The 19,014-nt window shown below is 40.6% G+C and carries 18 protein-coding genes, 2 pseudogenes and 1 riboswitch; of the genes and pseudogenes, 14 read left to right on the forward strand and 6 right to left on the reverse strand.

The window, feature by feature from the left end:
* Position 1: 1 nt before the first annotated feature.
* The 4 genes and pseudogenes from M3197_RS13760 to arr form a co-directional block, all read right to left on the reverse strand.
* Positions 2 to 862 carry a DUF3100 domain-containing protein gene (locus M3197_RS13760; RefSeq protein ID WP_251662159.1) on the reverse strand — a complete coding sequence of 287 codons (861 nt, stop codon included), beginning with the start codon at positions 860 to 862 and terminating at the stop codon, positions 2 to 4.
* Positions 863 to 1,015: 153 nt separating this feature from the next.
* A riboswitch (purine riboswitch) is annotated at positions 1,016 to 1,117 on the reverse strand.
* 121 nt (positions 1,118 to 1,238) lie between these two features.
* The gene (locus M3197_RS13765) at positions 1,239 to 1,430 is read right to left on the reverse strand and encodes a hypothetical protein (protein ID WP_251662160.1); all 192 of its coding nucleotides are present in this window, start codon (positions 1,428 to 1,430) and stop codon (positions 1,239 to 1,241) included.
* Positions 1,431 to 1,495: 65 nt separating this feature from the next.
* Positions 1,496 to 2,049 (reverse strand): annotated as a pseudogene (locus M3197_RS13770) (dihydrofolate reductase family protein).
* A gap of 95 nt (positions 2,050 to 2,144) precedes the next feature.
* Entirely contained in the window at positions 2,145 to 2,561 is a 417-nt protein-coding gene (gene arr / locus M3197_RS13775) for an NAD(+)--rifampin ADP-ribosyltransferase (RefSeq protein WP_251662161.1), read from the reverse strand.
* A gap of 495 nt (positions 2,562 to 3,056) precedes the next feature.
* On the opposite strand from arr, the gene M3197_RS13780 reads away from it, so the two are divergent.
* The 3 genes from M3197_RS13780 to M3197_RS13790 all read left to right on the forward strand — a co-directional run bounded on the left by M3197_RS13780 (position 3,057) and on the right by M3197_RS13790 (position 4,706).
* Positions 3,057 to 3,323 (forward strand): hypothetical protein, encoded by a 267-nt coding sequence (locus M3197_RS13780; protein WP_251662162.1) that lies wholly within the window; start codon positions 3,057 to 3,059, stop codon positions 3,321 to 3,323.
* A gap of 72 nt (positions 3,324 to 3,395) precedes the next feature.
* Positions 3,396 to 3,803: a hypothetical protein gene (locus M3197_RS13785; protein ID WP_251662163.1), complete on the forward strand. Its 408-nt coding sequence runs from the start codon at positions 3,396 to 3,398 to the stop codon at positions 3,801 to 3,803.
* Between the two features lie 258 nt (positions 3,804 to 4,061).
* Positions 4,062 to 4,706 carry a hypothetical protein gene (locus M3197_RS13790; RefSeq protein ID WP_251662164.1) on the forward strand — a complete coding sequence of 215 codons (645 nt, stop codon included), beginning with the start codon at positions 4,062 to 4,064 and terminating at the stop codon, positions 4,704 to 4,706.
* 429 nt (positions 4,707 to 5,135) lie between these two features.
* Here M3197_RS13790 and M3197_RS13795 read toward each other — a convergent pair whose 3' ends face one another.
* Together M3197_RS13795 and M3197_RS13800 are read right to left on the reverse strand one after the other, a co-directional pair.
* A complete protein-coding gene (locus M3197_RS13795) occupies positions 5,136 to 6,314 on the reverse strand; it encodes a M20 metallopeptidase family protein (RefSeq protein ID WP_251662165.1) in 1,179 nt (392 codons plus the stop codon).
* Positions 6,315 to 6,335: 21 nt separating this feature from the next.
* Positions 6,336 to 7,757 (reverse strand): YfcC family protein, encoded by a 1,422-nt coding sequence (locus M3197_RS13800; protein ID WP_251662166.1) that lies wholly within the window; start codon positions 7,755 to 7,757, stop codon positions 6,336 to 6,338.
* An 815-nt stretch (positions 7,758 to 8,572) separates the two neighbouring features.
* Here M3197_RS13800 and M3197_RS13805 point away from each other — a divergent pair.
* The 11 genes and pseudogenes from M3197_RS13805 (at position 8,573) to M3197_RS13855 (ending at position 19,004) form a co-directional block, all read left to right on the forward strand.
* Complete coding sequence (locus M3197_RS13805; RefSeq protein WP_251662167.1) at positions 8,573 to 9,022, forward strand: PH domain-containing protein; 450 nt, start codon at positions 8,573 to 8,575, stop codon at positions 9,020 to 9,022.
* Positions 9,023 to 9,218: 196 nt separating this feature from the next.
* Positions 9,219 to 10,403 carry a phosphoenolpyruvate hydrolase family protein gene (locus M3197_RS13810; protein WP_251662168.1) on the forward strand — a complete coding sequence of 395 codons (1,185 nt, stop codon included), beginning with the start codon at positions 9,219 to 9,221 and terminating at the stop codon, positions 10,401 to 10,403.
* A gap of 267 nt (positions 10,404 to 10,670) precedes the next feature.
* Positions 10,671 to 11,882, forward strand: coding sequence for a Tm-1-like ATP-binding domain-containing protein (locus tag M3197_RS13815; RefSeq protein ID WP_251662169.1), 1,212 nt, complete (start codon positions 10,671 to 10,673; stop codon positions 11,880 to 11,882).
* Positions 11,883 to 11,905: 23 nt separating this feature from the next.
* Positions 11,906 to 12,736 (forward strand): phosphoenolpyruvate hydrolase family protein, encoded by an 831-nt coding sequence (locus tag M3197_RS13820; protein WP_251662170.1) that lies wholly within the window; start codon positions 11,906 to 11,908, stop codon positions 12,734 to 12,736.
* 89 nt (positions 12,737 to 12,825) lie between these two features.
* On the forward strand, positions 12,826 to 13,254 hold the full coding sequence (locus M3197_RS13825; RefSeq protein WP_251662171.1) for a cupin domain-containing protein: 429 nt from the start codon (positions 12,826 to 12,828) through the stop codon (positions 13,252 to 13,254).
* Positions 13,255 to 13,380: 126 nt separating this feature from the next.
* Positions 13,381 to 14,043, forward strand: coding sequence for a DUF3885 domain-containing protein (locus M3197_RS13830; protein ID WP_251662172.1), 663 nt, complete (start codon positions 13,381 to 13,383; stop codon positions 14,041 to 14,043).
* 410 nt (positions 14,044 to 14,453) lie between these two features.
* Positions 14,454 to 14,659 (forward strand): annotated as a pseudogene (locus tag M3197_RS13835) (IS5/IS1182 family transposase); the annotation flags it as partial.
* Positions 14,660 to 15,207: 548 nt separating this feature from the next.
* Positions 15,208 to 15,735: a dihydrofolate reductase family protein gene (locus tag M3197_RS13840; protein ID WP_251662173.1), complete on the forward strand. Its 528-nt coding sequence runs from the start codon at positions 15,208 to 15,210 to the stop codon at positions 15,733 to 15,735.
* 315 nt (positions 15,736 to 16,050) lie between these two features.
* Complete coding sequence (locus M3197_RS13845) at positions 16,051 to 16,500, forward strand: GNAT family N-acetyltransferase (protein WP_251662174.1); 450 nt, start codon at positions 16,051 to 16,053, stop codon at positions 16,498 to 16,500.
* A 104-nt stretch (positions 16,501 to 16,604) separates the two neighbouring features.
* Positions 16,605 to 17,018 carry a GNAT family N-acetyltransferase gene (locus tag M3197_RS13850; protein WP_251662175.1) on the forward strand — a complete coding sequence of 138 codons (414 nt, stop codon included), beginning with the start codon at positions 16,605 to 16,607 and terminating at the stop codon, positions 17,016 to 17,018.
* Positions 17,019 to 17,357: 339 nt separating this feature from the next.
* Positions 17,358 to 19,004 (forward strand): serine hydrolase domain-containing protein, encoded by a 1,647-nt coding sequence (locus M3197_RS13855; RefSeq protein WP_251662176.1) that lies wholly within the window; start codon positions 17,358 to 17,360, stop codon positions 19,002 to 19,004.
* Positions 19,005 to 19,014: the final 10 nt, after the last annotated feature.

Here is a 19,014-nt window from a genome sequence, read left to right on the forward strand (position 1 = left end):
GTTAAGCTCCTCCCTTTACTTTATGTCTTTTAAGGAAACTAGGAAATCCACCGGAAAGCTTTGGCTCCAGAAAGTAATACAATTTCTTTGTAAGTGGAAGAGAAATGAACAAAGTGAAATAAATTCCTACAATGGCAGACAACATATCACTTGCTCCTGCCAGCATGACAATCTGATCAGCGTACTCAGGATAAATAGTTGCAAGTGTACCGGAAGCGGCCGCCATCATCACACCGCTGCCGATCCCGCAAGCCATCGCGAGTGCCAACGGGTGGAAAAAGTTAAACGATGCGACAAAGCTTGCTAAAAATCCGATATATACAGTCCCTATTAAAAAACCGATGATGTAGATGGAAAGGGCGCCTCTTGCTTCAGGGGAATCGGAGCCGTAAAGGTGACAAATCAAACCATAATCCTTATCCCGGCACGTTGAACTCGTTGCGCCAATCGCTTCTCTCTTAATACCAAGTAGCAATGCAACTGGCAAGGCGAACAAAATGGTTCCGATATGTCCAATTTCCTGAAATGCTAGTGCCGGTCCTACATTGACTAATTCAGGAAGGTTAGCACCGGCTAGTACACCGACTTTCGCCATAAAGGGGGTAATCACGACGAGCACTAGTGAGGAGGCCTTTTTTGCTTCCTTTTTTGTGAAGAAACGTAAAATATCTTTTCCAAGTAAAACGCCGATTACGATTGCAAAGAGCATAGGGTAGATAACAATTAGAGCAGACCCTAAATGGAACGTTTTCATGCCGATGTATTCGGCGATGATGACAATGATAATAGCTGCTAAATATAAACGATAATTATCTTTCAAATTTCCCCATAACGATTGTTGCGGATGTGCTGTGCTTTCCAATTTACTCTTCCTCTCTAGTGAATTTTTTCGAATTCTGCATATGAAAATGGAAAAAACTCTAGTTTTTTCAACTAGAGTTTGACAGGTGAACAGACTGAGAAAACGAAAAGAAGGTAAACCATGCACCTCATTTACAAAGTGCGGCTACCTGATCGTTTTTTCGTCATTCTTCGTAGTCAAACTATTTACGGTAGTTTGGTAGAGACTTTTGGACCCTATTTCCAAGTTTATACGATGAAATTGAAATGCGAACTTAGTTGGTTGTTAACAACTAATTGTTCGGATATTAACTAAACTAAACCATTTTATTTTGAAAGTCAAAGGTTTATTGCAGAATAAAACGAAATATGAGGGGGATCTCATAAAAAGTTGCGATTTAAGGAGGAAATGACAGCTTATAGTTCCGAAGAATACAAAAAACGAGGTTCCAATCATTTCGTTGATCGGAAGCTCGTTTTGGCACTACTTCATAAACAATCGCATATCGTGTACAAGCTGTTCCGTATATAAGCAGACCAAAAAGGGCGGCTCCAACAAGTCCTGTTTCTTGACCTGTTGAGTCCGCCATTTACTTTAACTCTTCTTGAATGGTCGAATTTGTGCACAGGTAATGTCTGGTCTAAAAAATAATGACTACTTAGGACGATATATTAGTTGCACAACGCCCGAGGAAAAAACGTTTGTTTCCATTAGTTGCAAAGGTAATCGTTGCGTAAGATCTTCGAACAATGGTTTTCCTTCTCCCAGCGCAAGTGGGTGTATAGATAATCTGAATTCGTCAACGAGCCCCTGGTCTATGAATGTTGAAATTAGACCAGCTCCGCCATACAGCCAGATGTCTTTACCCGGCTGTGTTTTTAATGGCTGATTACTTCAGAGATGTTCTCTTTTATAAAGATAGCTCCCTGATCGATGCCGTTTCTTGTTGTGAAAAACACATACTTTTTCTTTTCATGTATCAAGTCCCATAGTTCGCTTTCTTCCTGATTTTCCGGTTGATAGTGTCCCCACAAATCATAGCTTTTCCTGCCGTAAAGAATCGTGTCGATCTAATTCAAAAAATGATTGAACTCCATTTCAACATTCATGATGCACCAATCAGTTTCACCATATGTTCCTTCAATAAATCCATCTAGTGTGACGGCTAAGTCTAAAATGACTTTTCGTTGTCTATTTAAATTTTGCATGGCGTATTCTCCTTTGAAGATGATCGTTAGTATTGATTTGCTATGAAAATTGGGCTCACTTAATGCGCATTTACATAGAGTAGGACTAGTTACGATTAATCATAAATGACATCTTTCCCTTGTTCGCGCAACGTGTTTAAGGCTGTCAGCATCCTGTTGATCTCGTCATCAGAATGGCGTTCCCATTTGCCCAGCGCTGCTACTATTTTCAACGGAGATTTAGAGCGGTATGAACGTGTTGGGTTGCCGGGGAATCGTTTGTCTGTCACGTTTGGGTCGTTTTCGAATTCACCTGTAGGTTCGATAACGTAAATTCGTTCCTGGAGTCCGGATGTGGCTAATTCAGCACCCCATTTGGCGGCATCCAAGGTTGCGGTGAAGTAGATATGGTTGGATTTTTTGTCCTGGTAGTTCGAGGGGTGCTGAGGCTTCAAGAAGTCCCCGATTTGCAGTTCCGCTTTTGTGCCATGAAAGAAAGGGCCCTCCTCATGTAACGTTGTTTGGTTGTCCATCCAACTACACTCCTTTTATTGCAGATTTGTATGTATCAGTATAGGGCAGGAGGTATTAAAATAACAGTCTATAAGTGGTTTTTCGGTTGTGGTATAATGGAAGCAAAGGATGTGCTGTCGGACGGCAAATGGTCACGCACTCATGCAGCATAGGAATATGATTAAGACACTTTCCGATTTAGTGGGAAGTGTTTTTTTATGGTGTTTTGCATTAATAAAATCTGCTTTGGAGAAACACGTTGAAGGTATATTCGAAGTTATGTGGTACACAGTCGAGTCAAACTCTTTTGAAATGAACTACGATTCCTCAGAAAGAAAAAACGAAATTGGATTCTTCGAAATCGAATGATAAGATAGAGAAGGAAATATTTCTCAAGCAAAGTTGTTATTCAGATGAATTCTTACTATAAATGCGCGACATCTAGGTTGATTGTTCAGCAACATAACAAGTGAAAGAAAACGCTGTGAGAAACTACCAGAGAATGGGGATGTAGTATGACATTACGAAGTTTGGGGATAGCTGTGATCACTTTCAGTGTTCTGGAATTGGTTGCGATTCCTGTGTTATTGATAGTTCCAGATAAGCTCTATTCAGCAATAGATGGTGTTTTTATCATTGTTTTCATCGTATATCCTTTATTTTATCTGCTCGTCCTTTTAATGTTGAAAAAGGGAATCCGAAAAATGGGAGCAGTCATTTTACTGATTCCGTTGCTCCTATACACCCCTATCTTGATGGTTCTCCAGGGACTGATTCGATAATACGCTATTCAGGGCAGTTTTGGGCGGCGAAAAAGATGTTTGAATCCTCGTGAAGGAAGGTGGGGCTACGTTATGACAACAAGCTACAAAGAGACATTTGAACGTTTTGCTCTCTACTTTTTAGCGATTCTACTATCTCCCATATTATTTGGAATTCTCTTAGCAAGTTACTCTATGATTGCTGTTCAAGATGCTTGGGGATTTGCCCCAACGGTCTTTGTAGTAGCTCTTTACTCGTTTCCGTTCTTTGCATTATTAGCATTCCCTGTTTCATTGTATATCGATTTCTCAGCCAGGTTTAACAACTATTCGAATAGCCTAAAGACATTGCTTTATGCGGGGGTTGGTAGCTTGGCGGGCCTTTTGGGAAGCGTTATTCTATATGATCTTTTTTCATTAATATCTATGATTTTATTAGGGGCTATCGGTGGCGTACTTCACTTTCTCGTATTGACACTCATAAAAAAGGTTTTCAAATAACACTGCTTTCGGTCGTTCATGTGGCAAACGAGTCAACTACAAGTTAGACGTGTTGGTCCATCGTGAAGATAAGAATAGAATTATTTTGGGATGTGGCTAGAACCTAATGGATAGCTGTGTACCATTGACTCTAACTATGCTTTAGATGTATTACTAATCAGTGAGGAAACATACACTTCGGACATATTTCAGGAATTTATAGAAGTTGTATGCTGCGCAGGTATGCCATACAAAAAACAACAGAGAGGAAGATCGTGGATGACGGTAGCAGCAACTTCTGAAAAATATACGAGGCAAGCAAATAGGTACTTGCTCTACACCATATTAGGATTGGCTGCGGGTATCATAACTAGACTATCAGACTTTTTTCCGTATGATAGCTTATGGAGTTTTAGTTCGATTGCAACCTTATTCGGCTTTTGGATAGTTACAGTGACGCTGGTTATTTACTTCAGTGATTCAAATTGCAACGCTGCAATCAACGTCCTATTGTACTTGTTAAACATGAATCTTAGTTTTTATTTGTTGCAGTACATTTTGGGTTTCTATATGCCACGATTCTTTAATGATGGATTTCAATGGAACCTTTTCATGTTCTACAATGTGCTCGCCGTCGTATGCAGTGTTATCAGTTTCGTGCTATACAATTGGAACAAAGAAAACAAGTGGAGCAGTTTTTTGTATGCCTTGCCTGTCAGTGGTCTAGCCGCTGAAACAATTGGTGTAGGCATTTATCTTAGTGAGCATCAGATGTATTTGTTCCAGTTTGTTTTTAATCTCACAGGCCTAGTGGTTTTAGGTGGGTTATTCTTCCGAAACGCAGCAAACAAGTCGGTCTTTGCAGTCACCCTGGCCACAATTACAGCAACAATGTTTTCTCTGTTCTATTTTCCTTTTCTCTAAGTTACCTTACAGGAATTAGAGGGTTCGCTGTCCTGGCATTGTATAACGCTGATAGATACAGGCTAATTTGTCTTTATTTATGAACGGCCGAAATTTTTGAAATTAGCATAACCACAAATCGTGGCGCAGATTAAAGTTTGCAGAAGAAGAGTAGACGAAAAGAAGGCTTTTTAGTGTCTGCAGAGCTAGATCCACGAGCTTATGAGACATATATTAAACACAACTCTGAAACGTAGAAGGATTTTGTGGTGAGCTTGTCTTCAGGTTCGCTTTTTAGTTTGGGTGTTAGGTTATCTGGCCTTTTTATTTCATGGCCTTTGTCTGTGTGATGCACAACTCAACCAATATTCAGAGTTGTTATCAAATAAAAAGGCGGACTGAACAGGTCATAATTCGTGACCTGTTCAGTCCGCCTTTTTTTATCTTTTCTTATTCACCACAAAGTTCTTCTGCGATATTGACAAAATAATTCACACCATACTGCAACGCCGTTTCCTCAATCTTGAATTTTGGATGATGCAGGGGATAGGCTTTGCCAAAATCTTCATTATGAACACCAATGAATTGCATGGACGCAGGAACTACTTCTGAATACGCCGCAAAGTCCTCAGCGCCAAACATCGGCTCTGGCAAGTCGATAACGTTCTCTTCTCCGACTAATTTAGCTGCTGCGCGGCGAGTGATTTCCGTTGCTTCCGTGTCGTTATGAACTGCGGCACATCCGAGATCCCATTTGATTTCCGCTTTTGCACCATGCGTGTTTGCGATGCCGTTTACAACCTGGTCCAAGTACTCTCTAGCTTGTATGCGAACGACCGGATCATGCGAGCGGATGGTTCCACCGAATGATGCACTTTCTTCAATGACATTCAACGAGTTTCCACAATTGAACTTTGTCACAGTGATGACCGGAGCCTGCAAAATCGGCAATTTACGAGAGACGATCAGCTGAATATTCGTGACAATCTCTGCTCCGATAATGAGTGGGTCGATTGCGAGTTCAGGAGTAGAGGCATGGCCACCTCGTCCGATAATTTTCACTTCAAAGTCATCTCCTGCTGCATTCATCTTACCAGCACGCATCGAGAACTTACCTGCGTTCTCATAGGGATAGACATGCAATGCAAAGACGTAATCGACGCCTTCCATGACGCCGTGTTCAACAAGTTCTTGCGCTCCGCCTGGTGTCACTTCTTCTGCATGCTGGAAGATGAAACGGATCTCTCCGCTGAATTCATCCCGTCTTTCGGACAACGCTTTCGCAGCACCCATTAGCATTGAAGCATGTGCATCATGACCACAAGCGTGCATCACTCCTGGTGTTTTGGATTGGAAGTCGATATCTGCCTCTTCATGGATAGGTAACGCGTCGATGTCTGCACGAAAAGCAATTGTGCGAGATGTTGCAGCAGAAGGTTTTCCGCCTTTCAATACGGCATAGACACTCGTTTTTGTCGGTCTCGTAACAGTGAGTCCTGGAAACTCAGAAACAGTTTTATAAATATAGTCCGATGTTTTATATTCGTGATGGGATAGTTCCGCATTTTCATGTAGATGACGTCTCCATGAAATGACTTCTTTTTGCAATGAGTCTAGATTCAAAACCAATTGTAAAACCCCCTAATTAATTTAAAATGGTCCGTAGTTAATGGCTTGTGCAATGATAAGGAAAATAATTGTAATTCCGACTTGTATCAGTACATAAGGGAATACCCATTTAACCCATTGAGTGAACGGAATTCCAGCAATAGCGAGTCCTGCTAACAAAACTCCGCTCGTTGGAATAACGGTATTTGAGATTCCATCTCCCATCTGGAAAGCAAACACCGCAGTTTGTCTTGTAACACCAATCAAGTCAGCGAGTGGTGTCATCAGAGGCATCGTTAGAGCAGCTTGACCGCTTCCAGAAGGGACGATGAAGTTAATGACTAACTGCATAAAGAACATTCCGATCGCATTGATAGATGCGGGCAATTGACCAACTAATCCAGCTGAAAAATACAAAATCGTATCCAGTAAGCCACCGTCTTTCGTAACGACGAGAATCGTTTGGGCGATCCCAATAATTAAAGCCCCAGCGACCATTTCTCGTGCTCCTGATACGAAACCATCTGCCATCTTATTCATAGATAACTTTCCGATAATCCCCATAATAATCGCACTGAAAAGGAAGATACCGCCGATTTCACTAATGTACCATCCGAATTTAATGACTCCGACAACTAAGGCGATGAAGTTCGCAAGTAGGACAAGTAAGGCAAGTAAATGTCTTTTACTCATTTTGAACTCCATATCGATAGCAACTTGATCTTTCGGATCGAACTTGCCATAGATGCCTGCTGCTGGATTCTTCTTAACTTTCATGGCATGTCTATAAATGAAGACAACTGTTAGTAGATAGAACACAATGAAAATCGCAATGCGTAATCCCATTCCCGAATAAATCGGGAGTTCAGCAATGCTTTGTGCAACAGCTACGTTAAATGGATTGGTGATACCTGTCACAAATCCGGTAGCCATCGTACCGAGCATGACAATGGCGAAGCCGGTTAGTGCATCCATCCTTAGTGCCATCGTCATCGGAACGATAATGGCAATATAGACGAGTGTATCTTCAGCCGAGCCGATTAACGTACCAAGTAACGCGAAAATCAGAACCAATAATGGTATGAGGACGATTTCACGTTTTCCAAATCGTGCTGCAACCACCTTGATGAATGAATCAATCGCCCCTGTTGCTTGCATAATTCCAAGTGCACCACCAAAGAGGAACACAAACAAAATAATATGCGCGCCTTCCATTAAACCTAAATGCACACTATTAAACATTTGAAGGAGTCCAACTGGTGTTCTATCGACAAATTCAAATGAGTTCGCATCCACAATTGTTCGTCCATCTTGTTCAATGCGATCATACTGCCCAGCAGGCACGATATACGTGAGCACGGTCATAATGACAATGACAATGAACATGAGTGCAAATGCATTAATCCCTTTCGCCGGTGTTTCCTGTTCTTGATGGTTCAAGTAGTCTTTCGTTGGCTTTGTCATAATATCCCCCCAGGATAACGAATATGTAAATGCAGTGAAACTAACCTGTTGTCGACTATCCCACCCCAAGATAACGAGCAATTTAGTTGTAGGTATGAACCCCAACAAGAACGTATTTCCTTTGTTCTCCTGTTGGTTTTAGTGGAAGCGCTTCCAAGTGAAATTCTACAAATCTGTGGCTCTACAGATGCCACCGCGTAATACAGACAAGCAAAACCTATTCTTCTTTTGGAACTTGGATTGTCTAGGACGTCCTCTTATTGTGTTGAAAGACGTTGGATTTTAAAGCTCTCAGTCAGTTGCTAGATACAAGTACAAATTTACGACACATACATTGAAAACTAGAATGAACTTCAACTCCTTTTTCCGTTCATTGGAAAGTATTTCCGCTGAAAGGAAATTTGTTATATAGAATATATGCTGAATCTATTGTGATGTCAATGTATTTTGAAAAGTTAATCAACACTTTTCTAATATATAATTAAACTATCAATTGCTCGAGCACATTCAAGCTGGTGATAGGAAATAAAAGTCATTCAACAGAGATTTTCGTACTACTTGTCAATCTCCATCAACAGGTTATGAAAACAGTCATCGCACAAGACTGTTTTCATAACCTATACACAAACTTTGTCCCGTTCCATCCTGATTCAGGATAGAGAAATAATCTGAGAGGTTTATGGTTTCTATAAAAGATGTAGATGAATTGAAGAAACTGGTTGATCACATGAAAGTTGAAACTTTAAAGGATACGAAACGTAGAAAAGAGTAAGAAGTCTTCGGATTATGAGTACTCAAAAAGGGGGACAAAGCTAATGGAGTTTAAACCAAAAATCGATAAACAGTTTCTTTTGTTCATTGGTAGTTGTATGTTGGTAATCGGCATAGCTACATGGTGGCCACTGTTTCTAGAAGGCGGAACCGATTGGACAGTTATTTTGACACTTACTGTTGTGTTTCTGGTCAGTGTTGGTGTAATTGCATGGTGCAGTTTTGCTATTCGTTATGTTTTTCATCCCGATTATTTGTTGATAAAAGGTGGACCATTCCGCAGTAAAATTTCTTATAAAACCATTACGACTGTAAATACTACACGGGACATCTATACAGGTTACCGATTGCTTTCGTCAGTGGATGCTCTTGAATTGTTTTACGCACATGCGTTACTCGGAAGTGTGAAAGTTTCACCGCAAAACAAAGATGCATTCATACAAGAACTTCTAGCTCGTAACCCAAATATAAAGGTATTGGTTACCAATAAATGAAAAAACGCCAAGGGGGGCTCGGCATATGCTGAGTTCTTTTTGTTTTGAATAATTTTCTGATTAGAATTTTTCACTGTAGAAAGCAATTCCTTCATTGGCTACAATGTGGTTAACTAGACTGTAATAGCATGAGGTGAAAAGTCCCGTTTTTTGCAAGAGCGGGAAATAGAAAAAAAGCTGAGGTGGAAACAGGTTTATGACTATACAGCTTAAGCAAAGATTATTGAATAAGGTTAATCAGAAAGAATTTATCATTGGATTGGCTTCAGGTTCAGGTAAATCAGCAAAATCTACTGTGGCTGGTGGAGGAGATATGATTTTAGCGTTAAACTCCGGACGCTTTAGACAAATGGGAGTTAGTTCACTAGCAGGCTATCTCCCTTACTTAAATTGCAACAAACTCGTTATGGAATTTGGTTCAAGGGAAATACTCCCTATCGCAAATGGGTTTCCTGTTGTTTTTGGACTGTGTGCAACTGACCCGTTGATCAATTTAGATCAATACATTCAAGAAATTAAAACAAAGGGGTTTACAGGTATTAATAACTATCCTTCTGTAGGAATGATAGATGGGGTTTTTAGAGAGGCATTGGAGGAGCAAGGGGTTTCGTATGAAACGGAAGTGAAAGCGATAAAAATCGCCCATGAGAAAGAGCTTTTTACAATTGCATTTGTATTTGATAAAGAGCAAGCGAGGCTGATGTTGGATGCTGGGGCGGATGTTATTTGTGCTCATCTAGGCTTTACAAAAGGCGGTATGCTAGGCGCAAAGAAAGCACTTAGCTTAGTAGAAGGAGCAAAAGTGGTCAATGAAATCTTCAGCGTTTGCGATCACAATGAACATCAGGTCATTAAAATGATTTATGGAGGTCCAGTTTCTACCCCGACAGATGTGAAATATATGCAAGACAACACGGAAACAATGGGATATATCGGGGGATCTTCTTTTGAAAGAATTCCAACAGAACAAGCTCTGTCCTCGACTATTAGAAAGTTTAAGAACATAGGACAAAAAGAAGCGGATGAATTTTTAGTGAAGATGTTAGAGGGAGCTGAAAAACACTATGAGTATGCAGAATTTGTAAAGGAATATATCGCAGTAAACTATATGTCGAAAATCTCATTAGAGGATTTGGCACAGCTCTTACATATTTCAAGGCCCTATTTAAGTAAAGTATTTAAACAAGAAGTAGGTTGTTCATATAGTAATTATTTGACTGAGTATAGAATGCATAAATCCATTGAATTTATGAGCCAAAACTGTTTTCAGCTTGCTGAAATTGCAAATATGACAGGGTTTAATGATTACGCACATTATAGTAAGGCTTTTAAGAAGTACGCAGGACAATCTCCCCGAGAATATGTAGAAGGATTACAATAACACATGAAATGAGTACCATTTAACATATACGGTTGTTAAAATCGGGTGTATTCTAACAGTAGGATGTATAATATTCAGATTATTTTATTGTCGAGGACAAATTTGTCCTTCAAACCCTTATTCATAAGTATATGTGCTGATTACAAGTTGTTTTTTAAGCATATTGGAGAGCGTGTACTCTTTGAATTCTGAATAATGGATTTTTCACTGCGACTCGTATTTGGTTTTTCAGATTGAACAATTACTTTTTTTACGGGGGAGATTGTTTTGAAGAAAACTGTTTTGTTGATAGGAACCCTTGACACTAAAGGGGATGAATATGAGTATGTACGCGATTTGATAGCTTTAAAAGGATTTGAAGTAGTGTTAATTGATGGAGGTGTAGTAGGTTCACCTACGGTTACGCCTACATTTAGTGCAGAAGAGATTGCAGAGTTAGGTGGGAGTAGTTTAACGGCTTTACGGGATCAACATGATCGTGGTTTGGCTATGAAAGTAATGTCAAAAGGCATTTCCATATTAGTGGATCGGTTATGTATGGAGCGTGATGTGGTTGGTGTCATGGGAATGGGTGGTTCTGGTGGTACAGCCTTGATAACACATACTATGAGAGAACTACCGATTGGGATGCCGAAATTAGTGGTTTCAACAGTTGCTTCAGGTGACGTTCATCCTTACGTTGGAACGAAAGACATTACAATGATGTATTCCGTTGTAGACGTTGCTGGCTTGAACAAAATTTCGCGACGAATTTTAGGAAATGCTGCTGGAGCACTCATTGGTATGATTGAACAAGAGATTCCAGAGGTTGAAGACAAGCCAATCATTGCTGCGAGTATGTTTGGAGTTACGACAACATGTGTAGAACATCTCAAGAAACATATTGAAGAAAACGGATATGAGCTATTGGTATTCCACGCTACTGGTAGTGGTGGACAAGCAATGGAGTCTCTGATTAGTGATGGGTTCATTAAAGCTGTAGCGGATGTGACAACCACTGAACTATGTGATGAGTTAGTAGGTGGTGTACTATCGGCAGGTCCTCATCGGCTTGAAGCAGCTGCTCGTGAAGGAATTCCTCAAGTGGTTTCTTGTGGCGCGCTAGATATGGTGAACTTTGGAGCAATGAATACCGTACCTTCCCAATTTGCTGACCGTACTTTATATGAGCATAACGCGAACGTTACACTTATGAGAACCACCCCTGAAGAGTGTGCTGAACTAGGAAGAATTCTAAGTGAAAAGTTAAACGAAACGACTGGACCGACTACATTGTTCTTACCATTAAAAGGTGTCAGTGCGATAGATGGAGAAGGTCAATTATTCGATTCTCCTGAAGCCACGGAGGCCTTGTTCGCATCGATTAGAAAACATCTAAATCAAAATGTTGTAGAACTCATTGAGCTGGATCGACACATTAATGATCCAGAATTTGCAGCAGCTATGGCTTCACATTTATTAAGCAAATTGAATAAATAACATTGAGAAATGAGGGCTTGCAAATGACACAAACAATACGGGAAATAGCATTAGAAAAACTTCACAAACAAATTGCACAAGGGAATCCAATTATCGGTTCAGGAGCGGGTACAGGAATCACTGCAAAGTTCGCAGAAAAAGGTGGTACGGATTTAATCATCATCTACAACTCAGGTAGATACCGTATGGCTGGCCGTGGTAGTTTAGCGGGTCTAATGCCTTATGGAGATGCCAATGCGATTGTGATGGACATGGGCTCTGAAGTACTTCCAATCGTAAAAGATACGCCAGTACTTGCGGGTGTTTGTGGAACAGATCCATTTAGAATTATGCCTAATTTCCTCCGCCAGTTAAAAGATATGGGATTCCATGGAGTCCAAAACTTCCCAACTGTTGGTTTGATAGATGGGACGTTCCGGACGAATCTCGAAGAAACTGGAATGGGCTATGATTTAGAAGTTGAAATGATTCGTGAAGCTCATGAATTAGGAATGCTAACGTGCCCTTATGTATTTACACCTGAACAAGCTGTTGCGATGACGAAAGCTGGTGCAGATGTTCTAGTTCCGCACATGGGTCTTACAACTAAGGGAAGTATCGGTGCGCAAAGTAATCTGACTCTTGAGGAGTCAGCGAAAAAAGTTCAAGAAATGCGCGATGCTGCTGTTGCCATTAACCCGGATATTATCGTGTTGTGTCATGGCGGACCAATTGCAGAACCAGAAGACGCACAGTACATTTTTGAGCATACAGAAGGCATTGCAGGGTTCTTCGGAGCAAGTAGTATTGAGAGACTGCCAACTGAAGTTGCCATTGAAAAACAAGCCCGTAAGTTTAAGGATTTATCGATTTAAAAGAATTTAATTGGTTTTTGAGTGTGCTCCTTCAGCAAGTTATTTCAATTTGTTTTATAACTTTAAAATAAATATATGGGGGAATAAAAATGACTGAAGTAAAAGAACATGCAGGACTAAGGTACATAAATCCAGAGGATGTGGAAACTCAAGAATTTGAGTGGGGAACACTTAAATGGATGAGTGAACCGCGTGTGACGAATGCAGAGAAATTTAGTATGGGGATTGTTATTTTGCATCCGGGGAAAGGGCATGATCGTCATAATCACCCAGATGAGGAAGAAGTTCTTTATGTAATCTCTGGTGAAGGTGAGCAAACTGTAAACGACGGTGCGCCGACAAAAATAACTGCAGGAATGTGCGTACACATTCCAACGGGAGCGTTCCATTCGACAATTAATACAGGTTGGGAACCCCTAAAACTAATGGCGATATATAGCCCGCATGGTCCCGAAATGGTTCTTCGTGCAGATCCAAATTGTAAGGTCCTTGCTCCTGGAATACTACCGGGTAATTAAATCGAAATATAGCCTCTGAATTGTGCCTGTTTGGGAAACTCTCTTTTTAGCTGAACCAATCGGTATAGTTTGTTGTACAGACAAAATGAAAAAATCAGTTGCTAATTGTCTAGGGAGGAAAGGACAATGCAAAATCTAGAATCTTTTTTTGACCAGAAGTTTAACGGGGTAACGTTGCAACCCCCGTTATTCAATTCATGGGATAGTGCCATTCGATTCGACCTCTTAACTCCTTCATCTCCTATCAATCATAACGATGCTCTGGAACATGCTTTTCAACGTTCGATTACATTGTATGATGAGGTATTTCGGGATGAGGATGAACTATTGGTTATAGCGGATGTTCGTACAACTGAGGATCATTTGTTTCTTGAAGAACCGCTAAGAGTATACCGAAGTTATATTAAACAAGAGGATGTTTTAACCAAATTGAGGCATGAACTGATTCCGGACGGTTGCAATGAAGAAGGCGAACAGATGGTGGTCCATCGCTTTACACTAGGTTGCAGAAAAATGGATATTCGATATGAACTCATTTTGCGCGAGATCTGTTATAAAGACTTTGGGGAAGTCATGAGACAGTTAGATCAGAAGCCTCAAAGTGGTATAGAGTTTTATTTTATAAATTTAACGCGCGGGATTATTTATCATTTATATGATGGTCCAGGCTGTGACGTTTTAGCGTTAAAGAAAGAAGAGATTCAATTTTTGTATGAGAGTTACAATGATTGGATTAGAGAAGAGGATCGTGATCAGATAGACGCTGTGTTTTCAGATCCGGAAAGTTAACGTTAAAAGTGAAAATGAACATTTAGCCAATTACTTTATAGTAATTGGTTCAGACTGTAGATAAACTCCAGAAATCATGGGGGGTGCCTACAGTCTTTATTCTTTTACAATAGGATTATCTATGAAAAGTTGATTTTCGCTGTGAGCGGACGCTTTCCGAGGGGCTTGCTCTCAGCGAATCGAACGACGGAGAGTTCGATTTGCAGTATTTTAGCGAACTTGGCTGAAATTAAGGCAGCACTCATCTCCTTCGCTTTGCTCAGTCCAGGGTCTTCGAAAAAACGTGCTCCTAACGCTTCGCTTTTACTCGCAAAAGCTGTTCTTCGTCACAGCTTTCGCTGATCCCTCAGGAGTCGCCGCTCTCCGCTACAATCAACAGGATCTACCAACTATCAAATGAGATAAAGGAAATGATGATGAAGAATCAAATCAAAGAACGGAAACAGATGGAGCTGCTTACAATCTACTTGTTAGTTCCACAAGACCATCTGGTCCGTAAATCAGAGGCAGCAATTTATTTCCCCTGCATTTCTCCAGAGGTTGGAAATTTATAATCCCAATTTGGAGACCTTGCATAGATCCAGTTGTACTCAATAAAATGTCATTCATTCAATACACCAAGCCCTCATAAGGTTGTCCACTGCATACCATTACATCTAGTTATTCTTGCTAGCTGAACATGGAGCACCCCGATTGCATTCTTTGCTTGAATGATGTGAATGATTCATGAGAAATTCAGTTGATTGAAGTGCAGGACGGCGACTCCTGGGGATCAGCGCAGCACGAAGACCCCACAGGAGCGAAGCGACGAGGAGGCTGAGGGCAAGCCCCCGGAAAGCGCCCGTCCGGAACGGAGATCAACGGCCTGTTATCTTTCATTTCTATCCCTTTTGTCTACATTCTGGCCAATTACTTTATAGTAATTGGTTTTTTCATCGAAATATTAAAATACGCAATGAAAACTTATTTGAAACTAGAGTTTTCGTATGAAGCGATTACAGGTAGAACTTCTGAATGTTATATATTCAAGGTAATGGCTGTTTTATCGGTGAATACTCTTGAACTACTTTCCTTCTTTTTTGAAGTCTACAATCAGTAGTATAAGACCGATTTCGTGGTATACTGCTGAACGTTAAATATGTCTTCGGAACGGAGTGGGCAAGGATGACGAGAAAAATTATTATGAATTTGGCGATGAGCCTAGATGGATATATTGCGGATGATAACGGGGGATTCGACTGGATTGGTGGGGACGGCCATAGTGAGCTGGATACATCGGATCAGTTCAGTTTCTCAGATTTTTTAGAACAGGTCGATACGGTTGTCATGGGACGGAAATCGTTCGAGGATTCTACGCTTGATATGGTGGCACAGCACAAGATTCTCGTGGTGACTTCTTTAGATAAAGAAGACGAAGGAAATGTGCAATTTGTCCAAGGAGACATTGTATCACATGTTCAAGCTCTTCAGCAGGAAGAAGGAAAAGACATATGGCTCTTCGGTGGAAGCCAGTTGACAAACGCCTTTTTGAAAGCCGGAATTGTAGATGAATTCATCATCGGAATCGTTCCCATGATCCTTGGAACCGGGATTCGTCTGTTTGAAGAAAATGACCGTATGATTCCATTACAACTAGAGGAATACTCCGTTAATGAAGGCTTGCCAATTTTAAGATATACGAAAAGAGCATAAGAGCATAAATGTCCCTTGGGAGTGTATTATTTGCAAACCCAAAGGGACTTTTTTGTTTTCCGCATAAGATTTGGAAAACCGAATCGTTCAAATTTGTTTCTGAATGGTCTTACTCACCATCATCCACTTCCTGCAGCAACAAACTCCATATATCATTTACTTATCTTAAATGATAGACATTTCAGATTATACTTCCTGAGAATCGCCACGTATACTACTTAGCAGAGGGGATGAAGTCATGACAATAGATTTTATGATTAATTGTGTTGCATGAAGCATCTTAGCTATATGTTTTAATAATAGGAGTTGAGGTAAATGCATTTCAGAAAAGCGACAGAAAATGATATTCCAAGTATTGTCACCTTGCTAGCGGATGATGAATTAGGATCTACACGTGAAAGTATAGAAGATTGCGTGGTGAACGATTATGTTGAAGCATTCGCAGAAATGGAAGCGCAATCTGGAAACCAGCTCATATTAGCGATTGACGATCAATCAGTGGTTGGCTGTCTCCAGTTAACGCTCATTCCCGGTCTAGCTAGAAGAGGGATGAAACGTGCACAAATCGAAGGGGTGCGAGTCGATCGCCGTTATCGCAGTCAAGGAGTCGGTCAAGCCTTATTTGAACACGCGATTTCCATTGCAAAGGATGAGGGGGCTGGCCTTGTCCAATTAACGACAGACAAGCAGCGCGCAGATGCTCATCGTTTTTATGAAAGGCTTGGATTTACCGCAAGTCATGAAGGAATGAAATTGCTTTTTTGAAGGTCTGTTTACAAGATAGATGATGGTGGGTCAATTTTAATCGTATAGAATTATGTTATAACTCGCAGAGGCACTAAAAATAGAAGCGAATGGCGGTGTGCTGCATGGCAATTAGGAACGAAGCAACTAGTGAAATCAGAATAATCCCCTATAACGATACTTATTACACCGCGATCCATGAGATGTACCTTGAAGAAGGCTGGATGAATCTTGCTGAAAATTATACGCAAACTCAGGTAGCGTGGAAAAATTCATCCATTGCATTCCTAGCAATTACGAATGATGAGGAAGTGGTTGCGTGTATGAGAGGTTTTACGGATACTCTTGTGACCACTTTTATTTGTGAAATGCTAGTTGAGAAGAAATTTCGAGGACACGGAATAGGTAAAGGATTACTGAATTATGTACACGCTCTGTATCCAAGTACACGGATTGAAATGTTAGCAACTGAAGCATCTAGTTCATTTTACGAAAAAGAAGGATATCGCTCGTTCTATGGATTCAGGAAGTCTTTTTAAAAGACACCTACTGACAGTAACAATAGGCTCGTAAAACCCTTCCTTTATATTCCTGTATAGCAGGAATGGGCTAGGCCATCTGTAAGAAGATTATTTATAGTACACAAGCATCAGAAACGCACTTTCTAACTTTAAGGAAAGTGTGTTTTTGTCGTTTTATAGCAACATATAGCAAATAAACACGTCCAACATTTCTTATTAGTCAGTCAATAATACCAGCTCATTTATGCACTATATTACCAGTTTTGCTATAAAGGAAAGCCCTTAGGAAGTATAGCAATTTATTAATAATTTCGATAAAGTGAAAGGGCTTACAAGAATAAGGAGAGGATGAAGTAGATGGTGAAAACGAAAAAGAAGTTCTTAACTGCGTTTCTCGTTTGTACGTTAGCAAGTGGACTAGTTTTTGCTGAAACAGCTGGGGCTCAAGCACATTCGATTCCTAATAAGTCATGGAATCATCCAGGTCATGGATCGCCAATTCTACATCCAGGTTCAGTGAGAGGAGCGGGAATGAGACAGGAGCCTTTACAGGAAATCGACAAAGTCCTTAACGATGCGATTGAAGAGAACACGACTCCAGGTGCTGTTGTTTTTGTCGCTCGTAGTGGACATATTGTGAAACAGCAAGCTTACGGTGATGCTGCTCGCTATGTGGACGACTCTTATACTGAAATGGAAAATCCTGTTGCTATGCAAAAGAATACAATTTTTGACGTCGCTTCAATTAGTAAAATCTTTACGACAGTAGCCGCTATGAAATTGTATGAAAAAGGAGCCATTCAATTGGATGCTCCTGTAGCAACATACATTCCTGAATTCGCTGCAAACGGAAAAGAAAGTGTAACGATACGCCAGTTAATGACACATACATCAGGATTTACCGCATGGATTCCACTCCATTCCCAGGGGGAAACTCGGGAAGACCGGTTACAGCTTGTATATGCCCAACCATTGAAAGCTCAACCAGGAAGCAGCTATACCTATAGCGACTTGAATATGATCACGTTAGGAGCGGTCGTTGAAAAGCTGTCCGGGAAACGATTGGATCAGTTTGTAAAAGATGAAATTACAGGACCACTTGGTATGAAAGATACGATGTATAATCCACCTGCTTCGCTTAAGAAACGAATTGCTGCGACAGAATTCCAACCTGAAATAGGCAGAGGACTTGTTTGGGGAGAAGTTCATGACGAAAACGCCTGGTCACTTGACGGTATTGCAGGTCACGCTGGTGTATTTTCCACAGCCAACGACTTGGGGATTTTTGCACATATGATTTTAAATGAAGGACGATATGGAGGGAAACGAATTCTTAAGCCTAAAACGGTGCAACTGTTAAGTGAAAATCAGATACCGGAGTTTGCCGGTAATGATCACGGGCTTGGCTGGGAATTGAACCAAGGGTGGTATATGGATGCTCTCTCGGATCCTTCATCATCAGGGCATACCGGGTTTACAGGAACCAGTATTGTTATCAATCCAAAAAATAAAACAATTGCAATTCTACTAACCAACCGCGTACATCCTACAAGAAATACTATCTCGTTAAACTCTGTTCGAAGAGATTTCGTTCGACGTGTGGCAGATGCAATCCCAGCACCTATTCCTAATCGAACAGACGCTTGGTTTTCTGGATACGGGGACAAGCTGAATCGGAACTTACTTGTGGATGCCAAAAAAGAAGTCAACGAATTATCATTTAACACTTGGTATGAACTAGAAAAGGACTCTGACTTTGGAGTGATTGAAGTATCTCATGATGGGATTGAATGGAATGAAGTAGGAGTTCGACTAACAGGAACGAACGGCAAATGGAGTAATTTAACGGTAGCCCTACCAGATGGAACAAAGCATATCCGTTTCCGTTATGAGACTGATACGTCTGTCAACGGACGGGGATGGTACGTAGGAGATATTAAACTGAACGGGAAACTTGTCAATCCGATTTCAGATTCAACGGATTGGGAAAATCGAAATTATTAAAGGAGAGATC

Source organism: Sporosarcina aquimarina (genome assembly GCF_023715615.1).
Classification (GTDB): domain Bacteria; phylum Bacillota; class Bacilli; order Bacillales_A; family Planococcaceae; genus Sporosarcina; species Sporosarcina aquimarina_A.

Excerpts from the sequence above, each read along its gene's own strand:
- M3197_RS13780 (WP_251662162.1), top strand. The coding sequence starts at position 3,057 with ATGACATTACGAAGTTTGGGGATAGCTGTGATCACTTTCAGTGTTCTG.
- M3197_RS13825 (WP_251662171.1), top strand. The coding sequence starts at position 12,826 with ATGACTGAAGTAAAAGAACATGCAGGACTAAGGTACATAAATCCAGAG.
- M3197_RS13820 (WP_251662170.1), top strand. The coding sequence starts at position 11,906 with ATGACACAAACAATACGGGAAATAGCATTAGAAAAACTTCACAAACAA.
- M3197_RS13850 (WP_251662175.1), top strand. The coding sequence starts at position 16,605 with ATGGCAATTAGGAACGAAGCAACTAGTGAAATCAGAATAATCCCCTAT.
- M3197_RS13845 (WP_251662174.1), top strand. The coding sequence starts at position 16,051 with ATGCATTTCAGAAAAGCGACAGAAAATGATATTCCAAGTATTGTCACC.
- arr (WP_251662161.1), bottom strand. The coding sequence starts at position 2,561 with ATGGACAACCAAACAACGTTACATGAGGAGGGCCCTTTCTTTCATGGC.
- M3197_RS13830 (WP_251662172.1), top strand. The coding sequence starts at position 13,381 with ATGCAAAATCTAGAATCTTTTTTTGACCAGAAGTTTAACGGGGTAACG.
- M3197_RS13840 (WP_251662173.1), top strand. The coding sequence starts at position 15,208 with ATGACGAGAAAAATTATTATGAATTTGGCGATGAGCCTAGATGGATAT.
- M3197_RS13810 (WP_251662168.1), top strand. The coding sequence starts at position 9,219 with ATGACTATACAGCTTAAGCAAAGATTATTGAATAAGGTTAATCAGAAA.
- M3197_RS13765 (WP_251662160.1), bottom strand. The coding sequence starts at position 1,430 with ATGGCGGACTCAACAGGTCAAGAAACAGGACTTGTTGGAGCCGCCCTT.
- M3197_RS13855 (WP_251662176.1), top strand. The coding sequence starts at position 17,358 with ATGGTGAAAACGAAAAAGAAGTTCTTAACTGCGTTTCTCGTTTGTACG.
- M3197_RS13790 (WP_251662164.1), top strand. The coding sequence starts at position 4,062 with ATGACGGTAGCAGCAACTTCTGAAAAATATACGAGGCAAGCAAATAGG.
- M3197_RS13800 (WP_251662166.1), bottom strand. The coding sequence starts at position 7,757 with ATGACAAAGCCAACGAAAGACTACTTGAACCATCAAGAACAGGAAACA.
- M3197_RS13805 (WP_251662167.1), top strand. The coding sequence starts at position 8,573 with ATGGAGTTTAAACCAAAAATCGATAAACAGTTTCTTTTGTTCATTGGT.
- M3197_RS13785 (WP_251662163.1), top strand. The coding sequence starts at position 3,396 with ATGACAACAAGCTACAAAGAGACATTTGAACGTTTTGCTCTCTACTTT.